General features: G+C 46.7%; 12 protein-coding genes. All 12 read right to left on the bottom strand.

The window, feature by feature from the left end:
* Positions 1-18: 18 nt before the first annotated feature.
* The 12 genes from A8806_RS16720 to A8806_RS16665 are packed head-to-tail and all read right to left on the bottom strand — an operon-like array spanning position 19 to position 14,258.
* Complete coding sequence (locus A8806_RS16720; protein ID WP_109732348.1) at positions 19-2,580, bottom strand: BspA family leucine-rich repeat surface protein; 2,562 nt, start codon at positions 2,578-2,580, stop codon at positions 19-21.
* Positions 2,573-5,584, bottom strand: coding sequence for a hypothetical protein (locus tag A8806_RS16715; RefSeq protein ID WP_109732347.1), 3,012 nt, complete (start codon positions 5,582-5,584; stop codon positions 2,573-2,575). The genes A8806_RS16720 and A8806_RS16715 overlap by 8 nt, the downstream gene beginning before the upstream one ends.
* Positions 5,574-8,258 carry a hypothetical protein gene (locus tag A8806_RS16710; protein ID WP_109732346.1) on the bottom strand — a complete coding sequence of 895 codons (2,685 nt, stop codon included), beginning with the start codon at positions 8,256-8,258 and terminating at the stop codon, positions 5,574-5,576. The genes A8806_RS16715 and A8806_RS16710 overlap by 11 nt, the downstream gene beginning before the upstream one ends.
* 4 nt (positions 8,259-8,262) lie before the next feature.
* Complete coding sequence (locus A8806_RS16705) at positions 8,263-8,619, bottom strand: hypothetical protein (RefSeq protein WP_109732345.1); 357 nt, start codon at positions 8,617-8,619, stop codon at positions 8,263-8,265.
* Positions 8,620-8,632: 13 nt separating this feature from the next.
* The gene (locus tag A8806_RS16700; RefSeq protein WP_109732344.1) at positions 8,633-11,644 is read right to left on the bottom strand and encodes a phage tail protein; all 3,012 of its coding nucleotides are present in this window, start codon (positions 11,642-11,644) and stop codon (positions 8,633-8,635) included.
* A 4-nt stretch (positions 11,645-11,648) separates the two neighbouring features.
* Positions 11,649-12,002, bottom strand: coding sequence for a Gp15 family bacteriophage protein (locus A8806_RS16695; RefSeq protein ID WP_109732343.1), 354 nt, complete (start codon positions 12,000-12,002; stop codon positions 11,649-11,651).
* Positions 11,983-12,282 carry a hypothetical protein gene (locus tag A8806_RS16690; protein WP_109732342.1) on the bottom strand — a complete coding sequence of 100 codons (300 nt, stop codon included), beginning with the start codon at positions 12,280-12,282 and terminating at the stop codon, positions 11,983-11,985. Before A8806_RS16690 ends, A8806_RS16695 begins: the two co-directional genes overlap by 20 nt.
* Before the next feature lie 29 nt (positions 12,283-12,311).
* The gene (locus A8806_RS16685) at positions 12,312-12,758 is read right to left on the bottom strand and encodes a phage tail tube protein (RefSeq protein ID WP_109732341.1); all 447 of its coding nucleotides are present in this window, start codon (positions 12,756-12,758) and stop codon (positions 12,312-12,314) included.
* A gap of 1 nt (position 12,759) precedes the next feature.
* On the bottom strand, positions 12,760-13,155 hold the full coding sequence (locus tag A8806_RS16680) for a phage tail terminator protein (RefSeq protein WP_109732340.1): 396 nt from the start codon (positions 13,153-13,155) through the stop codon (positions 12,760-12,762).
* Positions 13,152-13,532 carry a hypothetical protein gene (locus A8806_RS16675; RefSeq protein WP_242996145.1) on the bottom strand — a complete coding sequence of 127 codons (381 nt, stop codon included), beginning with the start codon at positions 13,530-13,532 and terminating at the stop codon, positions 13,152-13,154. Before A8806_RS16675 ends, A8806_RS16680 begins: the two co-directional genes overlap by 4 nt.
* Positions 13,529-13,867: a hypothetical protein gene (locus A8806_RS16670; protein WP_109732339.1), complete on the bottom strand. Its 339-nt coding sequence runs from the start codon at positions 13,865-13,867 to the stop codon at positions 13,529-13,531. The genes A8806_RS16675 and A8806_RS16670 overlap by 4 nt, the downstream gene beginning before the upstream one ends.
* 4 nt (positions 13,868-13,871) lie before the next feature.
* Positions 13,872-14,258, bottom strand: coding sequence for a head-tail connector protein (locus A8806_RS16665; protein WP_109732338.1), 387 nt, complete (start codon positions 14,256-14,258; stop codon positions 13,872-13,874).
* Between the last annotated feature and the right edge of the window lies 1 nt (position 14,259).

The raw sequence follows: 14,259 nt of genomic DNA, 5'->3' as shown, positions 1-14,259 counted from the left end.
TCATATTGGCATCCCTCCTTATCCAAACATTTGTATAAACTGGATATCTGTCATATCTTCCGTATTCCAGTTCCAGTCAGCTATATTCTGTCTATTCACGGATACGCCATTTACTTTACAGTTACTAAAAAGATACCTAAGTCCTGCACTCCCGGATAGTTTCCAGTTATTCAGATTTAAGCTTGTAAAACTTATACAATTTGCAAATCCGTAAACCATATTTGTAACTTTGTTAACATTCAGATTGTTCATGTTTAGGGATAGTAAATTTGAACAATCCTGAAACATGCGCCCCATATTTGTAACTTTATTGGTATCGAAATTACTTAGATCTAATATTGTCAAGCTCTTACAATTATAAAACATGTATGACATGTCCACAACTTTGCTGGTATTAAAATTGGTTAGATTTAGCGATGATAGTTTCGAACAATTGTAAAACATAGAAGAAATTGAAGTAGCATTTCTGGTGTCTAGTTTCGATAAATTCACGTTTGTTAAGTTTCCATCACCATAAAAGATACTGGACAAATCTGTGCTTTCAATAGTATCAAATAATTCAAATCCGTTAATAGAAATTAAGGAACTAAATCCACCAAATATGTTATTGCACACCTTTGGGAACATAATCTTTCCTGATCCATCTCCGGCGATAGTTATCTCTGTTCCTTCTTTGTAAGCCATAACCGATTCATTTTTATAATCCGAAGCATCCCACGCTTTTTCTTCGCTCCCAGACGGTACATAATCATCAACAATTACTATTCTTGTTATTGTTTTTTGCTCATCCGTCGTAAGCCCATTTATCCAATTTTTTGCCAAAGCAGGCATCCCTAAATAATTATACTGAGCATAACAGTATGTATTACCAGTAATGTTTTTCCCTGTCGGTTCCCACCTTGTAAATTCGTACAGTTCTGGATCGTCAACCCCCGTTTTTACAGGTGTTGTTCCAGTATACGTTGCACTGGCGTTGTAAGGTACGTTAGATACAGTCTGTAATAATTCTTTATCATTATAATACCAGACCGTGTACTTACGTATCACCGCCGTAAATGCAGCATACACATTCCGGTCTGCCGTGACCGCTTTTAATGCCTCGCTGTCCGCAGCTCCGCCCACCTTTTTGCTCCATCCTGCATGGGTGTAAGTATACTGCGCCGTACTCGGTCTGCTCGGTGTACTGCCGCTGTAGGCCCCGTCAGCACCGTCTACGATGGCCTGCGTATACAGTAAAACGGAGCCATCGTAATTATAGAAATAAAGGTTACTGGTGATATGTTCAAACGCAACCTTAAGATCCGGATACTTGCTCTGGATCTCTGCCACCTGTGCCCCGGTCACGGTGTCAACGTGGATTGTGCCGCTTACCTGTGCCATATCCGTGTTGTTGCCGTTCTCGTCCAGCCCGCGCATGGTGTCCAGAAGGGAGACAATCCCCATCAGCGTATCCGCGTCCCCGGCCTCCCAGTCTATCCCGATCAGACGCACCCTGCTGTTTGCCGGGATCTCCTGTAGGATTGCCTTGCTGTCCACCGCCGTGCTGACGTTTTCCAGTCGCAGTGTAGAGATGTTGGTGTAAGACGGTATGGTCAGGTCCGTCAGGCTCCCTTGATTGCGTATTGTCAGGTTGGTGACCGTAGCCGGAAGGTGCAGGGTCTTAAGGATTCCGCCGACCGGGAGGTTGATTCCTGTTATCCCAGTGCCGTCAAAATACACATGCTCTACATTTGCACACCCGGAGATGTCCACAGCCTGTGTTAAGTTCGGGCAGTTCCGCACGTCCAATGTCCGAAGGAGCACGTTGTTGCCGAGATGGAGGTCGGTCAGGTTGGTGTTGCTGTAGCTCGCCGCTGCATCCCCCAGTTTGAGGGACTGTAGTTTTGTGGCAAGTGAAAACTCCGCGTAGCCGACCATCAGACCAGAGAGATCCCCTACGTCCTTGAGCTGGCTTGCGCTGTAAATATAAATCTCTGTATCGTTGACATTGTCCAGCGGGCACTCCAGTGTGTAGCTGGACCCTCTTAAGGCCCTCTGCTGGACCAGATAAGAGCCGTACTTGACCGATGCGTAGATGTCTGCATAAGGCGTTACCGTGATGTCTGCCTTTGCATATCCACGCACGGTAATGACATCTGACAGGGCATCCCCAGCGTTGTATTTGCTGTCCAGATAACGGTAACGGTTGTAAAGCCACCACTTGCGCTGCTCCGCTTTACTGCCCTGTAACATGGACAGGTACGCGGCACTGTTGTCCTCGATCAATGGCTGTAAATATTTAAAGTAAGCGTCCTCGTTAAAGATCGCCTCCGGCCATTTGGCCTGATGCTCCTCAAACTGCCGCTCCGTGGCCTCGTAAGAGAGTGCCCCGGTGGACCGGAGCTGTTGGTACATGACCTTGATGTCCTCTTGAAACGCCTGCCTGAGGTTGACCCACAATACACTGTGCTGTCCGTTAAATACGTCTGCACCGGCCACCTGATCAATGTCTTCCAGCTCGTAACTAAACACCAGCGAACCCTCGTTGTTGATGCCGATTGCCGTATCAAAGTCATACGGCAGGAAACACCATTTACCCATTGTTATCACCTCCAGAAAAAATTGTCGGGAACATGTTCTTCGCCCGGCTGTCAACCATCAAAAAGAGCTCAGTAAACAGGTAATAGAACACTGCACTCTGTAGCTCGATGTGATCCGGCAGCTCCGCTTTAAACTTAGCAAGCCGGTAATCTGCTGTGTCTTTGGTGTATTCCACGCCCCCGTAAGTAACTGGACTCGCAAGAGCCGCCCCCGTGGCCTTCTCCTGATCCGTGCTGACCAGCCATTCCGACAGCGCACTTAACTGCACCGGGTCTGTGTTGCCATCCGGGTAACGTCCCTCGAAGTCATTGAGCCATGCATCACCGCTAAAGTCTGCGCTCTTAAAGAGCACGCGGCTGCTTGTGTTGTTAAGCATCTCCCATGACTCATCGCCGTCCCCAAATCCATATACCTCCGGTGTGCCCTTGTCATTGTTAAAGTTATATTTACCCAAAAACGTTGTGCTGTCCCCGTTGTGCCAGAAGATGACGATCGGGAACCCGTCTATTCCCTGACGGATCGCACTGTTGGCCGTCTGCGGCGGCGTTTTGTATGGGTTGGCATCGTTGTACAGCCTGACCAGCTCCACGTTATTCGCGCCCTCCGAACTGGCCACATCAGCTTTAAAGGTAAAGGTACTTGTTGGTATGGCATCCTCGCGGATCTTGTAACCGATGATGCTCTCCCCTGTGCTGTCTATAAAGCCGCCCTTGAAGTCCACCTTATAGTTTTTGCGGGCGTAATACTGTGAGGATGTACCCTGTACGTTGATCTGTGCCCCGGTAAAGGTAAAGTCCTTTGCAGGGTTGGCCGGGTCCGTATAGTAACCGGATATCATCTTTTTGTCACCCTTGTACTGCGGCAGTTCCGGCCCTTCGAGGACCAGATACGGAAGGTTTTTTGGTAGCTGCGAGATAACGATCTGGCCGTAATCATCAAACACATTGTTGTGGGTATACCGATCCAGCATTATGTCAACGTTCTGCGTATCTGCGATCCAGTTGTTGAGCAGCTGATACCGCGTCAGGTCGTTGTCATAGATCCGGATGTTGTACAGGTCTATCGTGCAGTCATTGGACCCTACGGAGATGTCGACCGGCACAGCCTGTGCAAAGTCATCGTCTGTCGGATACTGGACCGTACCGGACATGATCCCGTTAATGTAACAGTACACAAGCCTGTTCTCGGCCCGTTTCTCGACCGCAAATGCAATTCTGACATGCTCATCCTCTTTGTACTGCGTACTGATCTCTGACTGTTCTGATTTCAGTAATGCTCTCTGTGCTGTCAGCTCAAATCCTCGGCCGCCTGACATGCATGACATAATCACGGCATCGTAGTCCATGACATCCCGTGTGGCAAACTCCAGCTCGATCGTCTTGCCGCCGGTTCGGAAGTCCTGTGCAAATGCCTTGTAAGGGATTGTCAGTCTGGCATCCCCGGCCACCCGCAGGACGGTGTTATTATCCTTATCGAGCTGCCATCCATCCGAGGAATAATTAAATCCGGTAAACACTGCCTGTAGATCCCAGTAGGCCCATGTTCCCGGATTCGCTTCATTGTTGCTTCTTCCATAGCTTGATAGGTATAATACAAGGTCCTGTGTTTCTGCCCCAATGTCCATACTGCTTTCCGTCACTGTGACCGCAATAGTCTTACGCGTTTCCCCGCAGGCAATCTCCAGACTCAACTCCCCGGTGCTGTCCGCCCGGTACGTCCATATCTGCTGGGTACGGTCCACGGTAAGGGATGCCACCTGTCTGCCGTTGGCTGACAAGGTAATGGCTGCCGTCATGCTCACCGGATTGTAAACCATATACGGGATGACGATAGATGCGTACTGCTCTGCGGTGCCGCCCCTGTAGGTGCTGGTAATGATCGGGGCATCCTCCCCTGCCACGGTGCAGATCAGCTCGTAATACAGCTCATTGGATTTGATCTCTACGCCGTCCACCACGGCTGTAAAGTATACTAACAGGCTGTGTGACCCGTGTGTCTGTGCCGGTATGAGGTAAGACTGCTGGCGTCCGGATGCGCTGATCTCTGCGGTGCCGATCTCCCGACCGTCTACGATAAAATGCATGGTCTTTGACACGTTGCCTGTCGGCGTGTAGGTGTATGTAATTGCACCGGTACAGGGTACGCCTGCATCAAAGGTGGAGCTCACAGACACCTCGACAACCGACACGCTGTAATTGATTGTCCTGCTGTTGCCATACACATCCGCCACGTTAACCTTGACCATGTTTGCACCCGTGGAAAGATACTTTCCGATGTCCACCGTTACTTTGCCCTGTGCGATGTCCTGCGTGGTCTTGACAAGACCGTTGATCGTAACCTTTAGTGTCCCGTTTCCGGTCGGAAGGTCATCCTCCAGAGAGGACCATGTAACGCTGATCTCACAGGCCGCCCCAGATGCAACCGATTTGCTTAACCATCCGCTGGTATTGGACACGGTAAGCACGGCATTGTTTCCGGTACCGCCTCCGCCTCCACCGCCGCCGGAGAACGGGCCGAGAGGGCCGACTACAACCTCATTGTTGCTGGTCATGTACAAGTAGCCGTCCTCTACATAAGCATCATCTATCTTACCGTCAAGAAGAAGCTGCAATCCGGTCTGGCTGTCTACCAGTGTCCGGATGGTGTTCTGGGTGTCTATGATGTCCCCCTCGATACTTGCAAGCTTATTATCCATTTGGACTAAAACCTCATCCCTCATTTTAATAATATCCTGCTTTGTCAGGTTGATCTCAGATCTCAGCACAGACATGTTTTTGTCTATATTTTCCTGCATATTATCCAGTAAGAGTTGCGTGTCCTCTTTTGCATTCTCGGCCTCTTGACGGAGTTTTTCGACATCTTCGGATGTTGCAATGAGCATTACCTTTCCGCCAGAATAGCAGTACCAAGCGTTTCCCGTGTCAGTAGCAACCGCAAACTCGCCCGGTGACAGCTTTGACGGGATAAATTCTTCCTTCAACCCACGTCTGCATCTAATTGGCATGTACTTTCTCCTCCATTTCCTTTAACCTTGCTTTAAGGTTATCCAATTCATTTTTCTGCTCTTTCAGCATTTGGAACATATATGGCATCATAACCCTTTGGTTCCAGTTTTCGGGCCGTCCATCCTTATCGTGATCCGCCGCCAATGGTGCATACTTATCAATATTTTCTGCTATAAACATTGGATGTTCCACACCATATCGTTCGTCCGATTCTTCTAGGTATCCCTCTTTGTATTTAGCCCACACAGGAGTGATATTATATAACTGCTCAATGTCTTCCGCGGTCATCTCTTTTCCTACATCTTTATATCTTTCGGAAGAAGATACGCCTCGGACCAATTTGAAATTATAATCACTGTAAAGGCCTCCGCTCGACTCAATAAACTTAGCATCCCATGATGATGTGGTGGTCTGGGGGACTGCGTGAATAAAAACGCCACCAGTACTATCACCGTTAAACTGTACTTTTGACTGTGCCATGTTAACGCCCTTTTTTGCGTGAGTTTCAATTACACCATCATCTGAAAACAATATATTGGAAGTGAGATTTGAAAGGCCTATTATTATTGAATGCTCGAAACCACCTGAAATTAAATTATCGCAAGTTATAGCCCCTACTTCTGCCCCAGATTTATCGTAAAACCTGAATATATTGCCTGAGGCTTTCATACGAAGAATATCATCGTCCCCTATAACCTCTAATGCTCCATATTTATTCCCCGATCCTCCCACTTTGATGAGAGGACCTTTAATCTCACCTTGATACAAATGGGCCCCTGTGTTATCCCATGTCCCGATCTCTACACCAGATGAATTGAGTATCTTTAACACTCCATTTCCATTGTCCTTGCCACCAAGAGACAAGTTTCCGCCTTTAGCATAGTTGAACGAAAAATATAGCTGTCCATCTTTTATGTATAACCCCTTCATCGTCCCGTTATTTGTTAAACGGTTAAAAACTTCTTCAAAAGTAAGCGACTCATCCAATCCATCTACAGCCCCATCAGCGATATCCTGAATGGTTTTCCCTGATAAAGAAAAGGACTCGGCCTCAATTCTGACCTTTCCTGTTTTTGCGTCAATTTCAAAGGTTACATTTCCGTCATCATCAGCCGCCTTGAATCCACGGGTATCAATCCACTCAGAAGATATCCCAATAGCGGCGATCACATTCATGACTGCATTCCCGTCCTTGTCAACTCCGCCGGTCCATGTTTTCCCGCCGTCCTTTGACCAGAAGAACCCATCGATGGACTGCTTATATACAGTCCTGCTGTCAGACAGGAGCGGCTTATCATGCATATAATGTATCTTACTGCCGTCATCCCCTACCACAGTAGTCTCATAATACCCCATTGCATTTACAGCGAGGCCGTTCATCTGCTCCAACAGCTTGCCATATTCGGTGAGCTGTTGGAGGCTGTCCTTTTTGATGTCCGCCACAATCTTGTTGATCTCCTCGTATCGGTCAGCGCTGTGCCGTGCCGCCGGTTCTGCATCACAGCTGATATTTGCGTACCCACCAGTGCTGTATGTAACGTTGGTGAGGTATGTATAATAGCTGTTGCCTTTCCGATCCGTTATCATCGCCGCGTCCCCGGCCTCCCACGAAGGGTCGCCAATCGCGCTGGCCGTAAATGGCCGGAACCGCATCCCCACAACACGGCCTGCAAGGTATTCTGCAACTGCTTTTGCTTTCCCGGGCTCGATCAGGGGATTGCCAGACACCTCAAGGATGTAGCCTTCGGCCCCACAGAGGTATGTCTCACCCTCTACTTTCTGGCCGGAACTATCCTCGCCGTCTGATGCCTTAACCCTGATACCGGTTATAACTACGTCTTCCGTGCTGACTGACAGGGAGGAAAAACTATAAATGTGGTGGTATGGCAACGCATCCGTAAAGGCACCGCCGTCCGCTGTATCGCCACTGTTATAATCGGTAAAATTACCGCCATCCAGATTATCACCTGTCTGGTAACTGGACTCCGTAGTTTTATCAAACATGCCGCCATCAATAATGCCGTTAAAGGCTGCCGTATCATACCACTTAAGCTCAAGCCGTCCGTCTACATTGCACCGGGCATAACATCCGGCCAGCAGGGCACAGTAAGCAATAATAGCCCGATAAGTAATCCCGTTTTCCCCGAATGGATCTTTCTCAATCCGATATCCATAATTCGGAAACTGCCCGTTGACCAGCAATATCCCGCATCGTGTACAGCAATGCTGCACGATTGTCTGAATAGTAGTAGGGAAGCTCAGGCCTCCATCGTAGGCGGTGTCAAATTTGGACATGTTATCCCATGCCTTTAAGGATATTACGTCTGGCGTGGTTGTCGGATCGGAAGCATTAAACACTCCCTTTTTTATCCACTCTATTCGGTCAGATAATGGCATCCCGACCCACACGGTTATAACCGCATCGGTAAAATCATAATCGGAAAATTCATCGTTACCGTTATAAATTGCAAGAGTCAGCTGGTTTATAATAGCTGCCCCAATATCAAAATTATTCGATCTCGTGACACCATCCGCTGTTAAGACACCGCCAACCATAAGATTTGACTGATTAAACTCAAGAGTGGTTCCGTTTTTGAGCAGACAAGTAGCTTTTGCAATAAATCGCTTTTTCTCAGCTACTGCCTGTTTGTATTCTGTGCTTGTATTAATCATGCTGTTACCTCTCTATCAGATCAACGGATGCGCTTCGGTACCAATAAATCCCATCCCCGATGTATCCTAAATGCTCTTTGCTTAACGTCCCCCGGTATGTTTCAATTGTTAGTTCAACCCCGTCATCCCGGAATGTGACCGGGAAAAATCCTATGATTATTCCAGATTTAATCTTTACGATATCTGTCTCAGGCATAATGCCCCACTTAATGGATACCGTCTTCTTTTCTGCTACGACATCACCGGCCATTGTCCCATCCATAAGCCTCCCTGTGTCAGCTGTCCAGATCAGCTCGTCATTAACAGTTATGGAAACAGGGGCCGGAAGAACTATTCCCCCGGCCTTTAAAATTTCTTTCAATTGTGCATCACTCCTATACTATTTTTACTGGGTTCTGCAGATAGTTGAGTTCTTCTGTTGCCCTTTGCATAGCTTTTGCCATAAGTTGCCCGTCAACGAAAAATCCCATTTGACTTAATGCCGCTATGATCCGCATTACAGCATTATTTATAATGGACTCAAGTTCTGCCTTGCTTACGCCACCAGATCCAGCTACGGCCTTTACAGCTGCATTAACCATATCCTGCATTTTATCCTCCGGTGCCACAATCTCACCTTGATGTCTGTTATCACCGATCATGGCGAGCTGCGGCGTATTGGCTTTTACAAAACCGCCTTGTGCCAGATAGGGAATAGACCCCGGTGACCATGTAGGCAAATTGAATCCAATACTAGAAAATCCTGTTAGATCTTCCAGCCATCCCGGCAAATCAATACTTATACTGTTAAACATATTTGCAATACTGTTTACTGCACTTGCCATTCCCTGAATCAGCCGATTTAAAAATCCAATGATAGTATTTATCGGCCCTCGAACCACGTCTTTGATAGCGCTAAATGCCGATGAGAATTTACTTTTAATTGCATCCAGTACCGATGATATAACCTCTTTTGCTGTTTTAATCGGATTAGTAATAAAATTCTTGATTGAGTCCCAAGCGGTTTTTGCAAGATTTTTTATAGTGTCCCAAATTCCAGACATAAAAGTCTTTATGCCATTAAGTGCAACAGAAATAGTGTTTTTTGCGCTATCTAGGTACGTTTTTATCGTGTTGCAGATCATGTCCCACACAGTTTTAATAATCTTGCAGATCATGTCCCAAATTCCGGAAAAAATGGTTTTGATCCCGTCCCATGCCTTATCCCAGTCACCAGTAAATACTCCGACTATAAATTCGATCAGGCCTTTCAGTATCTCCATAAATCCTTCTAAAATGGATGAAATCAACCCGAACACTGATTCAAATTGCGTCCATAGCCATTCTAAGCTACTCGCAAAATCAGCAATAAATTTTTCAACGAACCATGCTACAAAAGGAGAGATAAACTCCCAAAATACCGAAACGGCTTCGGTCACCTGACCAAATAAATCTAAAAAGGCATCAAGTAGCGGCTGAATATAAGTACTCACCAGTTCTGAAAATCTTCCTGAGATCCAATCCAAAACCGGTGCCAGATATGTATTATAAGCATCGAGCGCGGATCCAAAAATTTCCGAGAATCCATTTTTTATTCTTGTAAATGCCGGCTCGATATACGTGTCATATACCTCGCTTACCTTCTCAAAAGTTCCCTGCACTAACTTATGTATAGATTCTCCTATTTCAGCCAGCGGTGCAAGTGTGTTACTGATTGCGCTTTTTAATTTTTCCTTGTTTTCTTCTAAAACGTCATTTACGACACCGAGAGCATCCCTTACAACACGGCTTAATGCATCCGTTATACCGAGGCCTGCATCTGAAAAAATTCCAATGATTGACGCTGTGATCCTCTTCCCATCATCATTTGCAAATACGCTAAATACGTCCGCAATATTCGTACAAATATCACCGATATGGTTCATGATCTCGGAATTTGCATCAAATATAGATACAAGTCTGTCCTTGATATAATCTTTGCTATCAGACAGATACCGGTCTATCCCTCCGATAAGGTTATCAGCAAGTGTGACACCTATACTCGCAAATGATCCGGCAACCTTTCCTGCATTTAAAGCAAGAGAATCGAAAAGACCATTTGCGGCCTGTACAACCCTCTCATCAGTAAAAATATCATTCAGTGATTGCTTAATCCCAGACAGGTGCTCCTTGATCTCATCTATCCGTTTTTCGCTATCACCGAATCCTATCGAAAAACCTTTTTTAAACAGATCGGCCAGTTCCTTCATGCGGTCGATCAGTTTCTGGAACTTGCTGTCTAGTTTGTCGATTATGGTATCTCCATCAGACAGACTTCCAAAATCTACATTGCTTCCGCCAGCGCCTCCGCCGCCTCCACCGCCAGACCCGCCATCCCCTGAATCATCGGACTGATCCTGCAATTTATTCACGGCATCGAATCCCATAAGCGCTTTCATTTCTTTGGCCGCCTTTTTAGCGGCCCCGCCTGCGCCCTTCGCAGAATCAGCCAGTGAGTCTGCTGCGCCTGCAGCACTTCCAAGGCCGTCACCCGCCGCCGCGGCCTCTGCGCCTAAAGTACCTATACCGCCTCCGCCTTCTGCTTTCTTCCCGGTAATAAGTGCCGCAAAACTTTTAAATGCAGAAGCCAGAGTCATAAGTTTGGCTAAGAGACTGTTGATTACTTTCAGGACCGGGGTCAGGACACTAATCAGGCCTTGTCCGATGGTTGCTTTCAAACTCTCAAAATTAAGTTTTAATACACGCACCTGATTCGCCCAACTGTCAGAAGTCCTTGTAAAATCCCCCGTGGCGGCAGTCAGCTGATCCTGCACAAAGGCATACCGAAGGGCAACCTTTTCGGCCTCAGACATTTTTGCCGTGACCTTTCCATACCCGTTTGCCATTGCGTAGGCATCAAGAGCGTTCTGGGTCATAACAACACCCAGATCTTTTAAGGTTTCTGTTTCGCCTGTGAATACAGATTTCAGCTTTGTGTATGCCTCATCCTGCGTGATATTGTAAAATGAAGCCACATCGCCCGCCAGACCGGTCAGTGTTGTACTCATGTCGTATGCTTCGCGTTCTGAAAATCCGAATGCTTTCGCCATTGCCCCGAATGTACCGGTAAACTTCTTAGCCATCGTTTCAGACAATCCAAAACTGGCCGCAGCATCTTTAGCAAACTTATCAACCTGTGCTGTCATGCGGGGAAAAGTAACATCTACAACGTTCTGCACCTCGGCCAGATCGGAACCGAGGTCTACACAGCTTTTCCCGAAATCTACTACTTTCTTTACTGCAAAAGCCGCTGCAAGGGCAGCACCCGCTTTTTTAGCCAGATTTCCAATACCTGACATCTGCTTGTCAAATTGATTTTTATTTACTACCAGATCCAGACCGATCTGTCCTACACTCGTTGCCGCCATTTGCTCACCTTCCTCCTGCCATTGAAATAAAGGCCTGTTTAAATCCATTCAGGATTACTTCCATATCCTCTGGTTTTATAGATTTTGCCTTGCGATGCCTCCATTCATTACGGATGCGATGTTGATCTTTTGAAAAATGCTTAAGAACATTTTTATCATTTTCCGCCCTGATTGATACAATTCTCCCCAAGGCAGTATCCGGGGAAATCCCGACCAGAAGGTCCCGGAACTCATCCCATTTCATGGTCTGCAACTCCCGTGACAACCGCAACCCGTACTGTGACTGAAATGACGATACGATCAAGTCGAAATCATCGATCAGGTCATAGTACGGGTCATCACTCTCCCTGTGTGTCATCCTCTCCCTTAACCAAACCGATCGCGATAAAAATTATGGCTGTGAAATCTTTGAAATTAAGTTTTAATTTTTCGATCTTTTTACGCTCAGAGGACGCAAATAGAAGATTGTACATTTCCAAGACCTCTTTCGATCCCGGCTCATCGTTGTCGCCCATCACCCCCATGAGCTTGAGCATCGTTGCCGCATCTGCATTTATCTCGATTTCTTCATCTTTGATTTTTAGTTTCGGATTTCCCTCAAAATCCAATTTGTCAGTAATATCTATTACTTTAGCCATTTAATTTTCCTCCTTAAAACTGCCAGCCATTAGGCCGGCAGTGTGATTTCTGGTTTTCCATTGCTCATAACCTCAAACTCTAATGGTGCCACCGCAGTAGAGTCACCCGCACCAATATTGGTTACATTGATAACCGCCTGTGCAAATTTTACTGCTGTGCCATCTGGGAAAGTCCACTGGAAATCTTTTTCTACATTTCTTCCGTTTTTCCATGCTAACTCTGATACTGCATCATTCCCCGCATCCCCGACATTACGTTTCGCAGTAACGGTAATCGTTACGGACTTCGCGGTCATCAACCGACGCACCCATCCTTCCGTATCAAATGGTGTCCATTCCTCCACACCATTGTCGAAGCTGACTCCAAAAGATTCGCATTCAGCAATGGTTTTCATTGCAGCTGCAGAACCGGAAACTGCTGTATCAATCTGGAACTGGTTTTCATAACAAGGGTATACACCTTTCAATCCTTCCATGTTAATCTCCTTTCTTAAATACAACAGCCGCTTCAATGACCATTTCAAAGATGCCTGCATCGTCCGTGCCTACATCTTGAATCTCATAAAGCGGCTGTATAAACTTAATTATCTTGTTGTTAATAGTTACTTCTCTTGCTGTTGTTACGGCTTCAAATAAGGCCACAGCAGCCTTTTCTGTATCACGCAGGGATTTATTCCAATGCACAAGCAACGTCACGTATTTGGTGCCGTAGGACTCCATCTCCGGGCCCCCGATAGCAGTCTTATACACGTGCTGGTGTTTGCTGTTGTACACCCCGATAGACCGTATTTGCTTGTCTGGAAGTTTCCCCATATACGCATGGTCCGCCAGTTCTAAAGAGTCAATATAGTCCCTAATATCTGATAGCATCATAATCCGCCTAACCTCCTGTACAGTTTCTGGTATGCATTCTTGCAGAAGTCCTTGTAAATCCCATCAATCCAAGGATCATACCAAAGGCCTTGAGCAAATGCATTCTCATATTTCTGGAAGTTATACTCTGGATGAAAGTATAAACGCCTAGCATAAGGGGTGCTGGATATTAGAGATACTTTGCCTTGACCCGAATCGGAATAATCCACAAATGTGCTCTCATTCTGCAGTGTTCCATCATCCCTCGGCATAATCTCCGCCTGCACAACTTCTGTATGTAGTGCTTCCGCTGTCTGTTCCATAGCTGTCACTTGTGATTGAGTCAACTGTCTGATCTTTGGCATATTCAGCTTTACGATTGACTTAACCTTCATCATATCAGCAGCACCTCCGTATAGTTAACCGTTCCATCTGGATTGCGGGCCTTTGTGCCTTGCTGGATACGTCGTTTTCTGCCGAAGACAACCGCGGTCCCTCCTGATATCGTCGGAAGTGTTGGACAGATATCACCCGGAAAGAGAGCCGAACCTGTGATTTCTACCAGCTTCTTCTCAGCTGTCAGAATCGTTCGGGCCTTATCCTGATAATTGCACTTTCCGGTATAGTTTACAGTTGGAAGCGGCTCCCCGTATTCATTTAGCCCTTCCCGTTCAAATGTCAGGCTGATATCTGTCTTACAGAGTCGTTTCGGCACCAAACATGGATACTTCATAGCCTCACCTCGCTAACCGACAGCACAGGCCTGTCTGGGACAACAGCGCGTATACATCTCGTTTCATAGCCACACCCTTGTCCATGTAGACATTCCAAGAGCTGCCAAACTGGGCTGACACGCCATTGATGCTGTATGCGGACAGGATCGTATTGATTTCATCGGCATTCTCACACTCAAATTCCGCTTGCTGGCAGACCACCTCCCGGACAATGTCCTGCTGAAATGGTGTAAGAGAAGAAAACCCCCGACACACAATACGATTGTAGGTCAGGGAATCCACATGCCGGGATGCCTGACGCAGATACCGGGTGACCTCACCTTCTGTAAGCAAGGTCCCCTTGTAAGTCTCCTTGTAGTACGCCTCGTCCGCATAAGGTTCGTAAGCCATG

This window comes from Faecalicatena orotica, assembly GCF_003149245.1.
GTDB lineage: Bacteria > Bacillota > Clostridia > Lachnospirales > Lachnospiraceae > Faecalicatena_A > Faecalicatena_A orotica.
The sequence above is the reverse complement of the archived record's forward strand: the minus strand, read 5'-3'. Positions and strand labels throughout refer to the sequence as shown.